Here is a 15382-nt window from a genome sequence, read left to right as displayed (position 1 = left end):
AGAAAGTGCGAACCGGACCGGGTGTGGCCGCCCGCCGCGCCATCCGAACGATCTTGCCTCGGCGTCCCACGCATGGCCTGGCCTGCTGTCGGGTAGGGGACAGCGGGTGGTCGGACGGCCTCCCCGGGTGATCCCCCACGGTGTCGGTCCCGGGCCGACGTTCGACACAGTGGCCCGCCCGAGGGCGGATCCGCGGTGTACGGTGACGCCGTCCGGCACATGCGTCCGCGCCGCGTCGGGGGGCGACCGCCGCTGTCGGGTGGCTTCGCCGCCCACGAAACCCCGAACGCGGGCAGCGCGTTACGTTGGACATCCGGACCGTCGGCGGCCCGGTAGTACGGCGGCGCCGCCCGGAGGCGGTCGGCCACGAGCAGGAGTGAGGTCGCAGGAGACGTGCCGAGCAACGCCAGGACCACCCGTCTGGTCATCGTCGAGTCACCGGCGAAGGCCAAGACGATCTCGGGCTACCTCGGCCCGGGATACGTCGTGGAGGCCAGCTTCGGGCATGTCCGCGACCTGCCACGCAACGCCGCCGACGTGCCGGCGAAGTACAAGGGCGAGCCCTGGGCCCGGCTCGGGGTGGACGTCGACAACGGCTTCCACGCCCTCTACGTGGTCTCCGCCGACCGTAAGCAGCAGATCACCAAGCTGACCCGGCTGGCCAAGGAGGTCGACGAGATCCTCCTCGCCACCGACGAGGACCGCGAGGGCGAGGCCATCGCCTGGCACCTGGTGGAGACGCTCAAGCCCAAGGTGCCGGTCAAGCGGATGGTCTTCCACGAGATCACCAAGCCGGCGATCCAGGCGGCGGTGGCGAACCCGCGTGAGATCGACCGCGCCCTGGTCGACGCCCAGGAGGCCCGGCGGATCCTCGACCGGCTCTACGGCTACGAGGTCTCCCCGGTGCTCTGGAAGAAGGTCATGCCGAAGCTCTCGGCGGGCCGGGTCCAGTCGGTGGCCACCCGGATCGTGGTGGAGCGCGAGCGGCAGCGGATGGCCTTCCGCAGCGCCGAGTACTGGGACATCCTCGCCACTCTCGCGGTGGCCGAGCCGGGCGAGGGGCCGCGCACCTTCTCCGCCACCCTGATCGCGCTGAACGGCGACCGGATCGCCAGTGGCAAGGACTTCGAGCCGACCACCGGCCGGGTCCGGCCGGGCGCGGGCGTGGTGCATCTCGACGCCGGTGGGGCACGGGGGCTCGCCGCCCGCCTTCAGGGGCGGCCGTTCGCCGTCACCCGGGTCGAGGAGAAGCCCTACCGCCGTCGCCCGTACGCGCCGTTCATCACCTCCACACTCCAGCAGGAGGCGGCCCGCAAGCTGCGCTTCTCGTCGCAGCAGACGATGCGCACCGCGCAGCGGCTCTACGAGAACGGCTACATCACCTACATGCGTACCGACTCGGTGAACCTGTCGGAGACCGCCATCGCGGCGGCCCGCCGGCAGATCGTCGAGCTGTACGGCGAGCGCAGCGTGCCGCCGGAGCCGCGCCGCTACACCGGCAAGGTGAAGAACGCGCAGGAGGCGCACGAGGCGATCCGTCCCGCCGGGGACAACTTCCGCACCCCGGGCGACGTGCGCAACGAGCTGTCCACCGAGGAGTACCGGCTCTACGAGCTCATCTGGCGGCGCACCATCGCCTCGCAGATGACCGACGCGGTCGGCTCCAGCGTCTCGGTGCGGATCCGCGCGGTCTCCAGCGCCCAGGAGGAAGCCGACTTCGGCGCCACCGGCAAGACCATCACCGATCCGGGCTTCCTGCGGGCGTACGTCGAGTCCAGCGACGACGAGAACGCCGAGGCCGAGGACGCCGAGCGCCGGCTGCCCAACCTGGTGAAGGGCCAGCCGCTCACCGCCGACGAACTGGCCGCCCAGGAGCACCACACCCAGCCGCCGTCGCGCTACACCGAGGCGTCGCTGGTCAAGGCCCTGGAGGAGCTGGGCATCGGCCGGCCGTCGACGTACGCGTCGATCATGCAGACCATCCAGGACCGTGGGTACGTCGTCAAGCGCGGCCAGGCGATGATCCCGTCGTTCCTGGCGTTCGCGGTGATCGGGCTGATGGAGCGGCACTACCCGCGCCTCATCGACTACGACTTCACCGCCAGCATGGAGAACGAGCTGGACGAGATCGCCGGTGGCGACCACGCCGCCGTCGACTTCCTGACCGCGTTCTACTTCGGCAGCGCCAACGGTGCCGGTGACCAGGACATCGCCCGTTCCGGCGGGCTGAAGAAGCTGGTCACCGAGAACCTCACCGAGATCGACGCACGCAGCGTCAACTCGATCCCGTTGTTCACCGACGACGAGGGCCGCGAGGTGGTCGTCCGGGTCGGCAAGTACGGGCCGTACCTCCAGCGGGCGGTGCCCGGGGAAGCCCCGGTGGCGCACGCCGAGGGCGAGGAGGGCGGCACCCCCGGCGACCGGGCGCCGATCCCGGAGGGGCTGGCCCCCGACGAGCTGACCCCGGAGAAGGTGCACGAGCTGTTCCTCGGCGGCGGCGGTGAGCGCAAGCTCGGCGACGACCCGGCGACCGGTGAACCGATCCTGCTGAAGTCCGGCCGGTTCGGCCCGTACGTGGCCAGCGGGGAGCGCAAGTCCTCGCTGCTGCGCTCGCAGTCGCCGGACACGCTCACCTTCGACGAGGCGCTGAAGCTGCTCAGCCTGCCCCGACTGGTCGGCGTCGCCCCGGACGGCGTCGAGGTCTTCGCCAACAACGGCCGCTACGGCCCGTACGTCAAGCAGGGCGAGGAGTTCCGGTCGCTGGACTCCGAGGAGAAGATGTTCACGGTCACGCTGGACGAGGCGTTGGCCCTGCTCGCCGCCCCCAAGAACCGCCAGCGGCGGGCCGCCGCGCCGCCGCTGCGCGAGATGGGCGTCGACCCGCTGACCGAGAAGCCGCTGGTGATCAAGGACGGCCGGTTCGGCCCGTACGTCACCGACGGCGAGACCAACGCGTCCCTGCGACGTGGACAGACGCCGGAGGCGTTGAGCATCGAGGAAGCCTCCGAGATGCTCGCCGAGAAGCGGGCGAAGGGGCCGGCGCCGAAGAAGACCGCGCGGAAAACCGCCGGGGCGAAGAAGGCCCCGGCGAAGAAGACCACGGCGGCCAAGAAGACCACCGCCACGAAGAGCACGTCCGCCAAGGCCGGCGCGGCGAAGGCCACGTCCGCCGCGAAGGCCACCGCCGCCAAGAAGGCCCCGGCGAAGAAGGCCACGCCCCGCAAGGCGGCGGCGGAAGCGGAGTAGCGCCGGATCGTGGTGGCGAACGGCCCTTCTGCGGGCCTCTCGCCACCACGATCGGGTTGGTCAGGAGCCCCACCGGGACGGTCAGGAGCCGAGGACGCGGGTCAGGTAGGGGTTGGTGAAGACGCGGGCGGGGTCGAGGGTGTCCCGGAGGGCCTGGAAGTCCGCGAAGCGCGGGTAGGCGGGGGCGAGCGACCCGGCGTCGCGGTAGTGCAGTTTGCCCCAGTGTGGACGTCCGGCCAGGCCCCGGGCCACCTCCTCGAACGCCCGGAAGTACGGCTCGTACGGCATGCCGACGTACTGGTGCACGGCGATGTACGCGGACTCCCGCCCGTACCCGTGGGACAGCCAGATGTCGTCCGGCGCGGTGAACCGCACCTCGGCCGGGAAAAGTACCGGGAACGGCAGCCCGTCGACGATCCGGCGCAGCGCGTCGAGCGCCTCGCCCAGCGCGGCGCGGGGCAGGGCGTACTCCATCTCCACGAAGCGGACCCGGCGCGGGGTGCAGAAGATCCGGTCGGACCGGCCGGTGTACCGCCGTTCGGTCAGTGCCCGCGCGCTGACCGCGCTGATCGTCGGCACCAGTCGGGGCGACGCCCGGCCCAGCCGGCAGGCCCGCTCGAAGACGGTGTTCGCCAGGAACTCGTCGTCCAGCCAGCCCCGCCACCCCGGCAGCGGCCGGTCGTCGACGGCCACCCGGTCGTTGGTCTTGACCTGCACCCGGTCGGTGTACGGGAACCAGTAGAACTCGACGTGGTCGTGCCCGTCGACCAGAGCGGGCAGGTCGGTCAGCACGTCGGCCAGCCGCGCCGGGCGTTCGTGGGCGAGCAGCGTGAAGGCGTCCACGCAGCGCAACGTCACCTCGGTCAGCACGCCGAGCGCGCCGAGGCCGACCCGGGCGGCGGCGAAGACCTCGGGGTGCGTGTCGGCGGAGCAGCGCAGCACCTCCCCGGTGCCGGTGACCAGGGTCAGCGCCTCGACGGCGGTGGCCAGGCAACCGAGTCGCGCGCCGGTGCCGTGGGTGCCGGTGGAGATCGCCCCGGCGATGGTCTGCGCGTCGATGTCGCCCAGGTTGGGCATGGCCAGGCCGTGCCCGGCGAGCAGGTCGTTGAGCGTCCGCAGGGTCATCCCGGCGGGTACGCTGACCAGCCGACGCTCCCGGTCCACCCGGACCGGCTCGGTCAGGTCGGCCAGTTCCAGCCGGTGACCGTCGGTGGCGGCGATGGCGGTGAAGGAGTGGCCGCTGCCCACCGGCCTGATCCGTGCGCCCGCCTCGGCGGCGGCCCGTACCGCCTCGGCGACCTCGCCGGTGTCGCGTGGTCGGGGCACTGCCCCGGCGACGCTGCGCTGGTTACCCGCCCAGTTCGTCCAGGCGGTGCCGGCAGGAATCGTCCGCGTCATGTGCGCCTCCGTGCGCCAGGGAACCATCAGAACGTTGTGCCTGGTAAACACCACATTGCCGGCCGGCTCGTTAGTACCGGTAGCGTCACGCTTCCGTGACGTGCAGAAATGTTCATCCGTCGAAGGGGGGTGGCGTCGAGTGTCCACACCAGCCGCCACGACCGGTCCGCTGCGTCGGGTACCGGTGCAGGGGCGAAGTGTCGCGCGGGTTCAGCGGATGCTGGACGCCTGCGCCGAGCTCGTCGACGAGGTGGGGTACGAAGGGTTGACCACCACGCTCCTCGCCGAACGGGCCGAGGTCGCGATCGGGTCGGTCTACCAGTTCTTCCCGGACAAGCGGGCGATCGTGCAGGCGTTGACCCTGCGCACGATGGAGTCCTATCTCCAGCGGCTCGACGCGCGGTTCGCCTCGGACGACCTGACCGACTGGTGGGACGGTGTCGACGCGGCGATCGACGAGTACATCACCATGCACCGCACCGTTCCCGGTTTCCGTACCCTGCACTTCGGCGACGTGGTCGACCTGCACCTGCTCGACGAGCAACGGGACAACAACGGCGTGATCGCCGACCAGTTGGCCCGGGTGCTGACCGAGCGGTTCGGCCTGACCGACGGGCCCCGACTCCGCTTCATCCTGGAGATCGCCGTCGAGGCGGCCGACTCGTTGATCAAGCTTGCGTTCCGCCGTCAGCCGGAAGGGGACGAGCGGGTGCTGGACGAGGCGAAGGCGCTGATCCGGGAGTACCTGCACCGCCAGGTCAAGGCCCCCGAGGGGGCCGGCGAGGTGGGCGGCGCGGAGGGGAACGGCAGCGCCGGGACGGACGGCGACGAGCCGACCGGCTCCCCGGCCGCCGCGGTGACCGCCGACGCCGGGTGACGTCCGCCCGGTCACAGGAACGCCCATCCCGCACCCCGGTAGGTGGGGACGGCCTCGACCACGGTGTCCCCGTCCACCAGGTGCAGCTCGTTCACCCGTTCGCAGACCTCGCCGGCCTTGGCGTGGCGGAACCAGACCCGGTCACCCACCCGGAGCCGGTCGGCCGCCGCGCCGGTCAGCGGGGTCTGCACCTCGCCCGCGCCCTCGGTGCCGACCAGCCGCAACCCGGCCGGCAACCAGGGTTGGGGGAGGCGGCTGCGCTCGGCGGGACCGGAGGCCACCCACCCGCCGCCGAGCACCGTGGCCACCCCGGGGGCGGGGCGGCGGACCACCGCGCAGGCGAAGAACGCCGCCGGGGTGGGCCGCCAGGCGCGGTACGCGTCGAAGAGCGTCGGCCCGTACAGCCCGGATCCGGCGGTGACCTCGGTGACCGCCGGGTCGGCGCTGGTCGCGGCGAGGCTGCCGGTGCCGCCACCGTTGACGAACTCCAAGTCGGCGTGTTGCCGTACGGCGTTCACCGCCGCGCCGCGGCGGGCCAGCAGCTCCCGGTACGACCGGCGCTGCACCGCCCGGATCGCGGTGCCCCGCAGCGCCTGCCCCGGCGGGGCGTCGCCCAGCCCGGCGATCTGTGCCTCGTACGCCATCACCCCGACCAGCCGGAAGCCGCGTCGCCCGGTGACGGTGGCGGCGAACGCGCCGGCGGCCGTCGCGCTGTGCACCGGCGAGCGGCGCACCCCGACGTGCACCCGTCCGCGCAACGGTCGCCACGAGGCGTCCAGGTCTAGGCAGACCCGCAGGTCGGGGCGCTGCCCCGGGGCGCGTACCGCGTCGACGAGGTCGAGTTGTGCCGGGTCGTCCACCATCAGGGTCACCGCCGCGGCGAGTTCCGGGTCGCCGGCCAGCTCGGCCAGGGCGGCCCGGTCGGCGGTCGGGTAGGCGACCACCACGTCGTCGCTGACCTCGGCCCGGACCAGCCGGATCGCCTCGGGCAGGGTGAAGGCGAGCACGCCCCGCCAGCCGGGCCGGCGCAGGACCCGGGTGAGCAGGTCGTGGCTGCGGACCGACTTGCTGGCCACCCGGACCGGCTTGCCGGCGGCCAGGTCGACCAGCGCGGCGGCGTTGGTGTCGAGGGCAGCCAGGTCGACCACGGCGAACGGCGGGTCGAGGTGGGCGGTCGCCCGGTCGAGGCGGTCGCGGAGCAGGTCGCGTTCGATGGCCACGTGAGCACGCTAACTGTGGGAACGGGTAATGCGAAACACCCTCGCGTCCGACCGGGGTCGGTGATCGTGTGCGCCGAGGCCCTAGGCTCGCGAGCAGCAGGATGTCACTTCAGCGGGATGACTGCCCACCGCGACTAGAGTGTGACACCGGGAGACGCCCAGGGATGGGCCGCCACTGGAGGTACGGCCATCGAAAGCCAGAAGAACGGCGAGTCGGCCGGCGTGTCGTCGTCGAACCAGGTCGACCGGACGGGCTACGCCGCACTCCGCTCCGTGCTGCGCATCCGGCCGTTCCGCCGGCTGTGGATCGTGCTCAGCGCCGCCTCCTACGGAGACTGGCTCGGCCTGCTCGCCACCTCCATCTTCGCCGCCGACCAGGTCGAGGGAAGCACCGCCAAGGGCGCCGCGTTCGGCACCGTCATCGCGATCCGGCTGCTGCCCGCGCTGGTGCTCGGCCCGCTCGCCGGGGTCTTCGCCGACCGGTTCGACCGGCGCTGGACGATGGTCATCTGCGACGTGCTCCGCTTCCTGCTGTTCGCCTCCATCCCGTTGGTCGCGCTCCTCGGCGCCAGCGGCGGAGTGGTGGTCGGCTGGGCCACGGTGGCGACGTTCCTGATCGAGACGATCACCCTGATGTGGCTCCCGGCCAAGGAAGCGGCGGTCCCGAACCTCATCCCGCGCGCCCGGCTGGAGATGGCCAACCAGCTCAGCCTGATCAGCACGTACGGCCTCACCCCCGTCCTGGCCGCGTTGAGCATCGCCGGGCTGGACGCCAGCGTCCGGGCCGCCACCGGTGGTGAGATGCCCGACTGGGCCGAGCCCGCACAGCTCGCGCTCTGGTTCAACGCCTTCTCCCGGCTGGCCACCGCGCTGGTGGTGGCCTTCGGCATCAAGGAGATCAGCCAGGGCAAGGACGAGCGGGAGTCCCGCGCCGAGCAGAGCATGCTCCGCCAGTTCAAGGAGGGCTGGCGGTTCATCGGCCACACGCCGCTGGTGCGGGGGCTGGTGCTGGGCATCTTCGGCGCGTTCGCCGGTGGCGGCATCGTGATCGGCACCGCCCGTTTCTTCGCCGCCTCGCTCGGGGCCGGCGACGCCGCCTTCTACCTCCTCTTCGGTGCGATCTTCATCGGTCTGGCGATCGGTATCGGGCTCGGCCCGATGATCGTCCGGGACCTCTCCCGCCGTCGCTGGTTCGGCATGAGCATCGTGTTGGCCAGCGCGTCCGTGCTGGCGCTCGCCTTCGCCATCCACCTCTCCATGGCGATGCTCGGGGCGATCCTGGTCGGCGCGGGCGCGGGCATGGCCTTCCTCGCCGGCACCACCCTGCTCGGCGGGGAGATCGCCGACGAGGTCCGGGGCCGGGTCTTCGCCGTGGTGCAGATCGGCACCCGGCTGGTGCTGATCTTCGCGATCGCGCTGAGCAGCCTCCTGGTCGGCGTCGGCGGCTCCCGGGAACTGCGCATCGCCGACCTCGGCATCTCGATCTCCTCCACCCGGCTGCTGCTGCTCGCCGCTGGCCTGGCCGGCATCTTCGCCGGGATCAGCGCCTTCCGGCAGATGGACGACAAGAAGGGCGTCCCGGTCCTGGCTGACCTGTGGGGCTCGATGCGGGGTCGTCCGCTCACCCCCGCCGAGCCCTTCGTCTCCGCCGGTCTCTTCGTGGTCTTCGAGGGCGGCGAGGGGGCCGGCAAGTCCACCCAGGTCACCCGGATCGCCGAGACCCTCGGGGGGCAGGGGCACGAGGTGGTGGTCACCCGGGAGCCCGGGGCCACCCCGGTCGGTCAGCGGATCCGCACGCTGCTGCTCGGTGCCCCCGGCTCGGACACCCCGTCGCCGCGCGCCGAGGCGCTGCTCTACGCCGCCGACCGGGCGCACCACGTGGCCACCGTGGTCCGGCCCGCGCTGGTCCGGGGCGCGGTGGTGGTCAGCGACCGGTACGTCGACTCCTCCCTGGCGTACCAGGGGGCCGGGCGGACGCTGCCGGTCGACGAGGTCTCCTGGCTCTCCTCCTGGGCCACCGGCGGTCTCAAGCCCGACCTGGTGGTGCTGCTCGACGTCGACCCGCGCACCGGCCTGGCCCGGGTCGCGGCCCGGGGTGGGGAGGCCGACCACGTCGAGGCCGAGTCGCTCGCCTTCCACGAGCGGGTCCGGTACGCCTTCCTCGATCTCGCCGCCGCCGACCCGAAGCGCTACCTGGTGCTCGACGCGTCCCGTCCGGCCGAGGAGATCGCCGCCCAGGTGGCCGCCCGGGTCAAGGAGATGCTGGTCGACCCGTCCGCGATCGTGCACCCGGCTCCGGCGAAGCAGCCGGACACCACGACGCAGCCGGAGTTATCCGACGAGGAGCTGGTGACGATGGAGCAACGCCGCTGATGTCGGAGGTCTTCGCCGAACTGGTCGGGCAGGACGAGGCGGTCGACACGCTGCGCCGGGCCGCCGCGGCCGCCGCCGTGCTGCGTGCCGCCGGCGCCCACCCCGACCCGACCGGCGGGACCGGGCCGGACGGTGACGGCGGGACGGGACCGGATCCGGGTGCGGGGATGACCCACGCCTGGATCTTCACCGGCCCGCCCGGTTCCGGGCGTTCGGAGGCCGCCCGCGCCTTCGCCGCCGCCCTCCAGTGCGTGGACGGCACCGGCTGCGGCAGCTGCGCCGGCTGCCACACCACCAGGGCCGGTACCCACGCCGACGTCCGGCTGGTCGTGCCCGAGGGGCTCTCCATCGGCGTGAACGAGATGCGCGCCCTGGTGCTGCGGGCGGCGAGCACCCCGTCCGGTGGGCGGTGGCAGGTCGTGATCATCTCCGACGCCGACCGGCTCACCGAGGCGGCCGGCAACGCGCTGCTCAAGGCGATCGAGGAGCCGCCCCCGCGTACGGTCTTCCTGCTCTGCGCCCCGTCCACCCACCCGGACGACATCTCGGTGACCATCCGGTCGCGCTGCCGGGTCGTACCGCTGCGGCAGCCGCCGCCCGGTGCGGTGGCCGAGGTGCTGGTCCGCCGGGACGGGATCGCCCCCGACGTGGCCGAGTGGGCGGCGTCCGCCGCCCAGGGCCACGTGGGCCGGGCCCGCCGGCTGGCCGGAGACGCGGAGGCCCGCGCCCGGCGGGATGCCGTGCTGGCCGTGCCGCGCCGGCTGACCGGGGTCGGGGCCGCCTTCGACGCGGCGTCCGCGCTGATCGAGGCCGCCGAGGCGGAGGCCGCTGCGGCCGTCGCGGAGACCGACGCCGCCGAGAAGGCCGCGTTGCAGACCGCGCTCGGCGCAGGCGGCACCGGCCGGGGCGCCGCCGGGGCGATGCGGGGGGCCGCCGGGCAGATCAAGGACCTGGAGAAGCGGCAGAAGTCCCGGGCCACCCGGGCGCAGCGGGACGCGTTGGACCGGGCCCTGGTCGACCTGGCCGGGTTCTACCGGGACGCCCTGGTCACCGCGCTGCGGGCCCCGGTCGCGCCGGTGCACACCGACACCGTGGCGATGGCCCGTGCCGGCGCGGAGAAGTGGGACGCCGAGGGGGCGCTGCGCCGGCTGGAGGCGGTGCTGGAGTGCCGCGTCGCGATCGAGGCCAACGTCAAGCCGAAGATCGCCGTGGAGGCGATGATGCTCGCCCTGTGGAAGGGCTGAGCCCCATCCGGTACCGCTCGACCGGCACTTCCCCTGCTCCCCGGGCCATCGACAGTGTCGATTGATTGCGGTACGGTCCCTGTGCCGTGGTGACGGCGACGGCACCCTCAGTGACACCGCTTGCGGGAGGAGTCCGCCCATGCCGCGGGGGGAGATCGACGAAGCCTGGATCGAGGAGGCCGTCCGGCGGTACCGCCGGATCGAGTCCCTCCAGGCCGAGTTCGACGCGGCGGTCGCGGGCGTCCAGGTCACCGTCCGCTCCCCCGACGGACTAGTCGAGGTGGTGGTCACCGCCGCCGGCACGATCACCGACGTCCGTTTTCTCGGCCCGCTGCACAACCGCCACCCCCGGGACGTCGCCAACTCGGTGCAGGCGGCGGTCACCGCGGCGGCCGACGCGGCGCAGTGGGCGCGGGAGAAGCTGCACAACGAGACGTTCGCCGCGTACCGACCGCTGGCGGGGGCCTGAGATGGAGAGCCTGTACGCCCTGGCCGCCCGCCTCGACGAGGCGAGCGCCACGCTGGCCGCCGTCGCCCACGCGGCGACCGTCGCCGGCCCGGCCCCGACCGCCTTCGGCGCCGACGGGCCCGGCCGTCCCGGTGACCTCGGCCGGGCCCTGCACCGACAGTGGGTCACCGCCACCGACAACCGGGCCCGGGAGGCGCGGGCCGCCGCCGCCCGGCTCGCCGCCGCCGCGTCCGCGATCCGCGACGCCGCCGACCGGTACGCCGACACCGACGCCGCCGCCCGGCACCGCCTCGCGGCCCACACCCCCGACCGGCACACCGACGCCTGGTCCCGGCCCGCCGCGCCCGACGTCGCCGACCCGTGGTCCCGGCCTGCCGTTCCCGCGCGTGACGTCGCCGACCCGTGGTCCCGGCCCGCCGTTCCCGCGCGCGACGTCGCCGACGCCTGGTCCCGGCCTGCCGTTCCCGCGCGTGACGTGGCCGACGACCCGTGGTTCGGTGCCGCCCCGACCGCTGCCCCGCTGCACGCGGCGGGCTTCCGGGCGGGGGTGGACACCGTCCCGGCCGGATCGGGCTTCCCGTTCACCGCCGACCTCCCGCCCCGGGTGCCCCGTCCCCGGTCGGGTGACGGCTGATGGACCTGCTCGACCGACTCGCCGAACCCGGCCTGGACCTGCTCGGCCGGGTGGACACGCTGCTCGCCTCCGGGGTGCCGGAGGGACACCCGGTCTGGCCGCTGCTGCGCCGGATGCAGGCCCTGCCGGGCGAGGCCGTCCGGGCCTTCCTCGACCTGCGTCCGCCCCCGCTGGCCGGCGCCGGTCGCACGGTGCGCCAGCTCGTTCGCGACTACGACGACGCCTGCGCCGCGCTGACCGACCAGGCCGCCTGGTCCGGTCCGGCCGCCACCGCGTACGGGCAGGCGCGGGCGGGGCTGCTGCGGCATCTCGACGAGGGACCGGACAGCCTGGTCGGCCGGCTCGAATCGACCGCCGGCTACGCTGACGCGCTCGCCGACTGGGCCGAGCGCAGCCGCCTGGCGCTGGCCCGTGCCCTCGCCGACGTGCTCGGGTCCGCCGAGGCGGTGACCGTGGTGGCCGCCACCCCGCCCCGGGTCGGCGCGACCGTTCCCGTGTCGACCGTCCCGCCCTGGCCCGGCGACCCCGCCGGCCCGGCCCGGACCGGCGGCGTACCCACCCCGGCCGGGCCCGGTGGGGCACCCGGAGCCGCTGCGGGCGGCCCCGGCGCGGGTGCCTCCGCCCGTGCCGCCGCCGAGATCGCCGCCCGGGTCCTGGCCGTCCTCGCCGTCGCGTACGACGGGGCGGAGACCCTGTTGCGTCAGTGGGCGCCGAGCCTCGCCGAGGTGCCCTGGCGGCCCCGGCCGACCGGCCCCGCCACGTCGGAGCCGCTCCGCGTCCGGTGGCGGGACGATTAGCCGACGGTCGATGGCTGCGAGGGGTGACCGGGTGACGACTCCGGGGTGGGTGGGGACCGTCACTTGGTCGTAGGGTGAGGGCATGGGGATGCTCTGCGCGGTCAGCTTCAACCGGTACGGCCGCCTCTACTACCTCGACCCAGGCGAGTTCCGCCCGCAGGTGGGCGACCGCGTGCTGGTGCCCACCGACGACGGCCCCGAGGTGGCCGAGTGCGTCTGGGCACCCCAGTGGGTCAGCGAGGACACCGACGGCTTCCCCAAGCTCGCCGGCCTCGCCGCCGACGAGGACCTGCGCCGCGACGAACTGCTGCGCCAGCGCAAGGCCGAGGCGAAGGTCGCCTCGAAACGGCTGATCCGCGAGCACGGCCTGCCGATGAAGGTGGTCGCCGTGGACCACGTCCCCGGTGTCGAGGTCGGCGGCAACGGTCGGACCACCATCTACTTCACCGCGCCGCACCGGGTGGACTTCCGGTCCCTGGTCCGTGACCTCGGCGCGACCCTGCACTGCCGGGTCGAGCTGCGCCAGCTCTCCGCCCGCGACTCGGCCCGGGTGCAGGGCGGGATCGGCTCCTGCGGCCGGGACCTGTGCTGCGCCACGTTCCTCAACGACTTCGAGCCGGTGACCATCCGGATGGCGAAGGACCAGGACCTGCCACTGAACCCACTGCGCATCTCCGGAGCGTGTGGCCGGCTGATGTGCTGCCTGAAGTACGAACATCCGCTGTACGCCAGGTTCCAGGAGTCCGCCCCGGCGATCGGCACCCGCGTCACCACGCCGGAAGGGGAGGGCCGCGTGGTCGGGCACAGCGTCCCGAGAGACGCGGTGACCGTCCGCCTGGAGGCCGACGGGTCGCGCTCCATGTGCTCCCGCGCCGACGTCTGCGGCTCCCGCCGCGCCTACGAGAGCCGTGACCGGTCCGGCCCGGAGGGTGCCGCGCGATGATCAGCGCGCCTCGTCGCGGGCCGACCCCGGCGGGCGACGGCACGGCGGCCGGCCACAGCATGCGGTGGACGGACCGGCGGGTCAGGGACGCAGGACCACCGGGGGCTCGGCCAGGCGGGGCGTGAGGGGAGCCTGCGGGGTGAGCCAGGAGGCGGTGCGGGACTGATCCGGGTTGACCTGCCAGCGTCGGGAGACCCGGTCCACGGCGATCGGGTAGATCGTCAGGGTGCCGTCCGGATCGATCCGCAGGCGCAGGAACGACTTGGCGTCCTCGATGCCCTGACCGGCGAAGAGTTCGTTCACGTTCACCCCGAAGCCCGACGCGACCAGCAGGTACGCCGCGGTCAGTTCGCTCGCCACGAAGCCGATCACCGGTCCGTAGAGCACTGCGGCGGCGACCACCGGCATCGGCCACGGCCAGTCGTGGAACGGCAGCGCCAACCAGAGCCAGGTGCCCCCGGCGGCGAGCGCGACGTGCGCCAGCCCGTGCGTGATGCCGAGGATCCAGTGCCGGGAGTGTCGCTTGCCGCTCGCGCTGGGCGGCTTGGCGAAGAGGCCGGCCCCGAGGACCGTCACCAGCAGCATCGCGATCAGCGGCACGCTGAACAGCCGCTGCTCGGCGCTGTCCGCCCGGTTCGCCGCCACTCCGGCCATCGCCAGCATCAGCAGGGTGTGCAGGGTGCCGAGCAGCGCGGTGAAACCGGGATTGCGGAACGGCAGCCGCTGGAAGATCCCCCAGCCGTACCGTCGGGAGCGGGCCGCCTCGGGGTAGCGGCCCGCCAGGTCGTACGGCTCGGAACGGCTGGCCCGCCGGGCGAGCGTGTCGCGCGGCGGCACCTCGATCTGCTCCGGGAGCTTGTGCGTGGGGTAGAGGTACGCCCCACCGCCGCCACAGGTGACCAGGTGCCGGTCCGGTCCCGCGTAGCGGGCGTAGTGGTGCAGGTCGCCGGTGACCACCAGTCGTACCGTCGCCCCGGTCGGCGCGACGACCGTACGGATGAAGTAGTCGAGCGAGTCGTACGCGGTGGGGGTGTCCACGGCCCGCACCCAGGTCGGCGCCGGCACCGCCAGGATCACCCGCGACTGCGGGCCGAGCCGCGCGGCGGCCGTCTCGAAGTAGGTGAGCTGCGGATCGTCCAGGTACGACCCGGACTGGTCGTCGAGCCCGAACAGCCACCAGTCGGCGGGCAGCTCGACCGCGAAGTAGGAGCGGGACTGCTCGGTGCGCCAGCCGCCGAAGTACTGGTCCCGGGAACGGACGAACAGCCGCAGGAACGCGGTCAGGCCGTCGTACCAGTCGTGGTTGCCGGGCACCGCGAACAGCGTCGGTCCGCCCGGCGTGGCCAGCGGCAACGCCGCCTGGTACGGCCCCTTGCAGCGGTCCTCGTAGGCCTCGTACCCGGCCGACGGGTAGACCTGGTCGCCACCCATGACCAGGGTCTGCGCCCGGGGTAGCCGGTGCCCGTCGACGTCCAGTTCGGGCTGGGCGATCAGGTACGCCACCGAGTACGTGGCGTCGAACCCGTCGCCCAGGTCGGCGACGTAGTCCAGCCAGAGCCCGCCGTCCGGCCCGACCTGGCGGAACACCCCGTCCCCGAAGGCGTTCTGCAACTCCCGCTTGTCGAGGTACGCCCCGAAGAACATCGCGAGCAGCGTACGGATGCCGGTGCTGATGAGCAGGAGCGGCGCGAGCCACGGCACCGCCCGGCGCGGAGTGAACCCCAGTTCGCGGGGCTCGGTGCTGCGCGGGCGGCGGGGGTGACCCTCGTCGGAGCTGGTCGCCTCCGGCGGGGTGGTGGGCGAGGGGCGGTCGTCACTCACGCCGCGGAGCGTATCCGGCCCGGATGGGTACCGCTGTCTGCTGGTGGACGCTTCGGCCAACCTTGCCCGATTCGCCGGCTGACCACCCGTGCGGGTTGGGTGGTAGCAGGGGTCCCCTGCTACCGCTTTTTGCGTAGCAGGGGACCCCTGCAACCACCTCCACCCGGCGAAGGGCGACCGTCGGCTCGGCGGGGACGGCGACGGGGGATCCCGGGAGACCCGGGCGGGGTACGTGCCGTACACTTGACGATCGTTGCCGCCTTAGCTCAGTCGGCTAGAGCGACGCACTCGTAATGCGTAGGTCGACGGTTCGATTCCGTCAGGCGGCTCCATAGGAAAGGCCCAGGTCACCGGCTTGAT

General features: G+C 73.4%; 10 protein-coding genes, 1 tRNA gene and 1 pseudogene. 9 read left to right on the top strand and 3 right to left on the bottom strand.

Going from position 1 to position 15382, the window contains the following annotated elements; all coding sequences use genetic code 11:
- Positions 1-393 precede the first annotated feature (393 nt).
- A complete protein-coding gene (gene topA, locus GA0070618_RS07765) occupies positions 394-3246 on the top strand; it encodes a type I DNA topoisomerase (RefSeq protein ID WP_088981038.1) in 2853 nt (950 codons plus the stop codon).
- 81 nt (positions 3247-3327) lie between these two features.
- Here the strand turns inward: topA and GA0070618_RS07760 are convergent, their stop codons facing one another.
- A complete protein-coding gene (locus GA0070618_RS07760; RefSeq protein ID WP_088981037.1) occupies positions 3328-4644 on the bottom strand; it encodes a D-arabinono-1,4-lactone oxidase in 1317 nt (438 codons plus the stop codon).
- Positions 4645-4861: 217 nt separating this feature from the next.
- Here GA0070618_RS07760 and GA0070618_RS07755 point away from each other — a divergent pair, with 217 nt between their 5' ends.
- The gene (locus tag GA0070618_RS07755) at positions 4862-5521 is read left to right on the top strand and encodes a TetR family transcriptional regulator (RefSeq protein WP_231931812.1); all 660 of its coding nucleotides are present in this window, start codon (positions 4862-4864) and stop codon (positions 5519-5521) included.
- 11 nt (positions 5522-5532) lie between these two features.
- On the opposite strand, the gene GA0070618_RS07750 is transcribed toward GA0070618_RS07755, so the two are convergent.
- Positions 5533-6741, bottom strand: coding sequence for an amino acid deaminase/aldolase (locus GA0070618_RS07750; RefSeq protein ID WP_088981036.1), 1209 nt, complete (start codon positions 6739-6741; stop codon positions 5533-5535).
- A gap of 309 nt (positions 6742-7050) precedes the next feature.
- Here GA0070618_RS07750 and tmk point away from each other — a divergent pair, with 309 nt between their 5' ends.
- The 6 genes and pseudogenes from tmk to GA0070618_RS07720 all read left to right on the top strand — a co-directional run bounded on the left by tmk (position 7051) and on the right by GA0070618_RS07720 (position 13201).
- Positions 7051-9114 carry a dTMP kinase gene (tmk, locus tag GA0070618_RS07745; protein ID WP_088985359.1) on the top strand — a complete coding sequence of 688 codons (2064 nt, stop codon included), beginning with the start codon at positions 7051-7053 and terminating at the stop codon, positions 9112-9114.
- Positions 9114-10358 (top strand): DNA polymerase III subunit delta', encoded by a 1245-nt coding sequence (locus tag GA0070618_RS07740; RefSeq protein ID WP_088981035.1) that lies wholly within the window; start codon positions 9114-9116, stop codon positions 10356-10358. Before tmk ends, GA0070618_RS07740 begins: the two co-directional genes overlap by 1 nt.
- Before the next feature lie 139 nt (positions 10359-10497).
- Entirely contained in the window at positions 10498-10827 is a 330-nt protein-coding gene (locus GA0070618_RS07735; protein WP_088981034.1) for a YbaB/EbfC family nucleoid-associated protein, read from the top strand.
- 1 nt (position 10828) lies between these two features.
- Positions 10829-11131, top strand: a pseudogene (locus GA0070618_RS07730) (hypothetical protein); the annotation flags it as partial.
- A gap of 329 nt (positions 11132-11460) precedes the next feature.
- Entirely contained in the window at positions 11461-12258 is a 798-nt protein-coding gene (locus tag GA0070618_RS07725; RefSeq protein WP_088981033.1) for a hypothetical protein, read from the top strand.
- A gap of 82 nt (positions 12259-12340) precedes the next feature.
- Positions 12341-13201, top strand: coding sequence for a PSP1 domain-containing protein (locus tag GA0070618_RS07720; RefSeq protein WP_088981032.1), 861 nt, complete (start codon positions 12341-12343; stop codon positions 13199-13201).
- An 81-nt stretch (positions 13202-13282) separates the two neighbouring features.
- Here the strand turns inward: GA0070618_RS07720 and GA0070618_RS07715 are convergent, their stop codons facing one another.
- The gene (locus GA0070618_RS07715) at positions 13283-15022 is read right to left on the bottom strand and encodes a metallophosphoesterase family protein (RefSeq protein ID WP_088981031.1); all 1740 of its coding nucleotides are present in this window, start codon (positions 15020-15022) and stop codon (positions 13283-13285) included.
- A gap of 255 nt (positions 15023-15277) precedes the next feature.
- Between GA0070618_RS07715 and GA0070618_RS07710 the strand changes: the two genes are divergently transcribed.
- A tRNA-Thr gene (locus GA0070618_RS07710) sits at positions 15278-15354 on the top strand.
- Positions 15355-15382 lie beyond the last annotated feature (28 nt).

Source organism: Micromonospora echinospora, assembly GCF_900091495.1.
Classification (GTDB): domain Bacteria; phylum Actinomycetota; class Actinomycetes; order Mycobacteriales; family Micromonosporaceae; genus Micromonospora; species Micromonospora echinospora.
The sequence above is the reverse complement of the archived record's forward strand: the minus strand, read 5'-3'. Positions and strand labels throughout refer to the sequence as shown.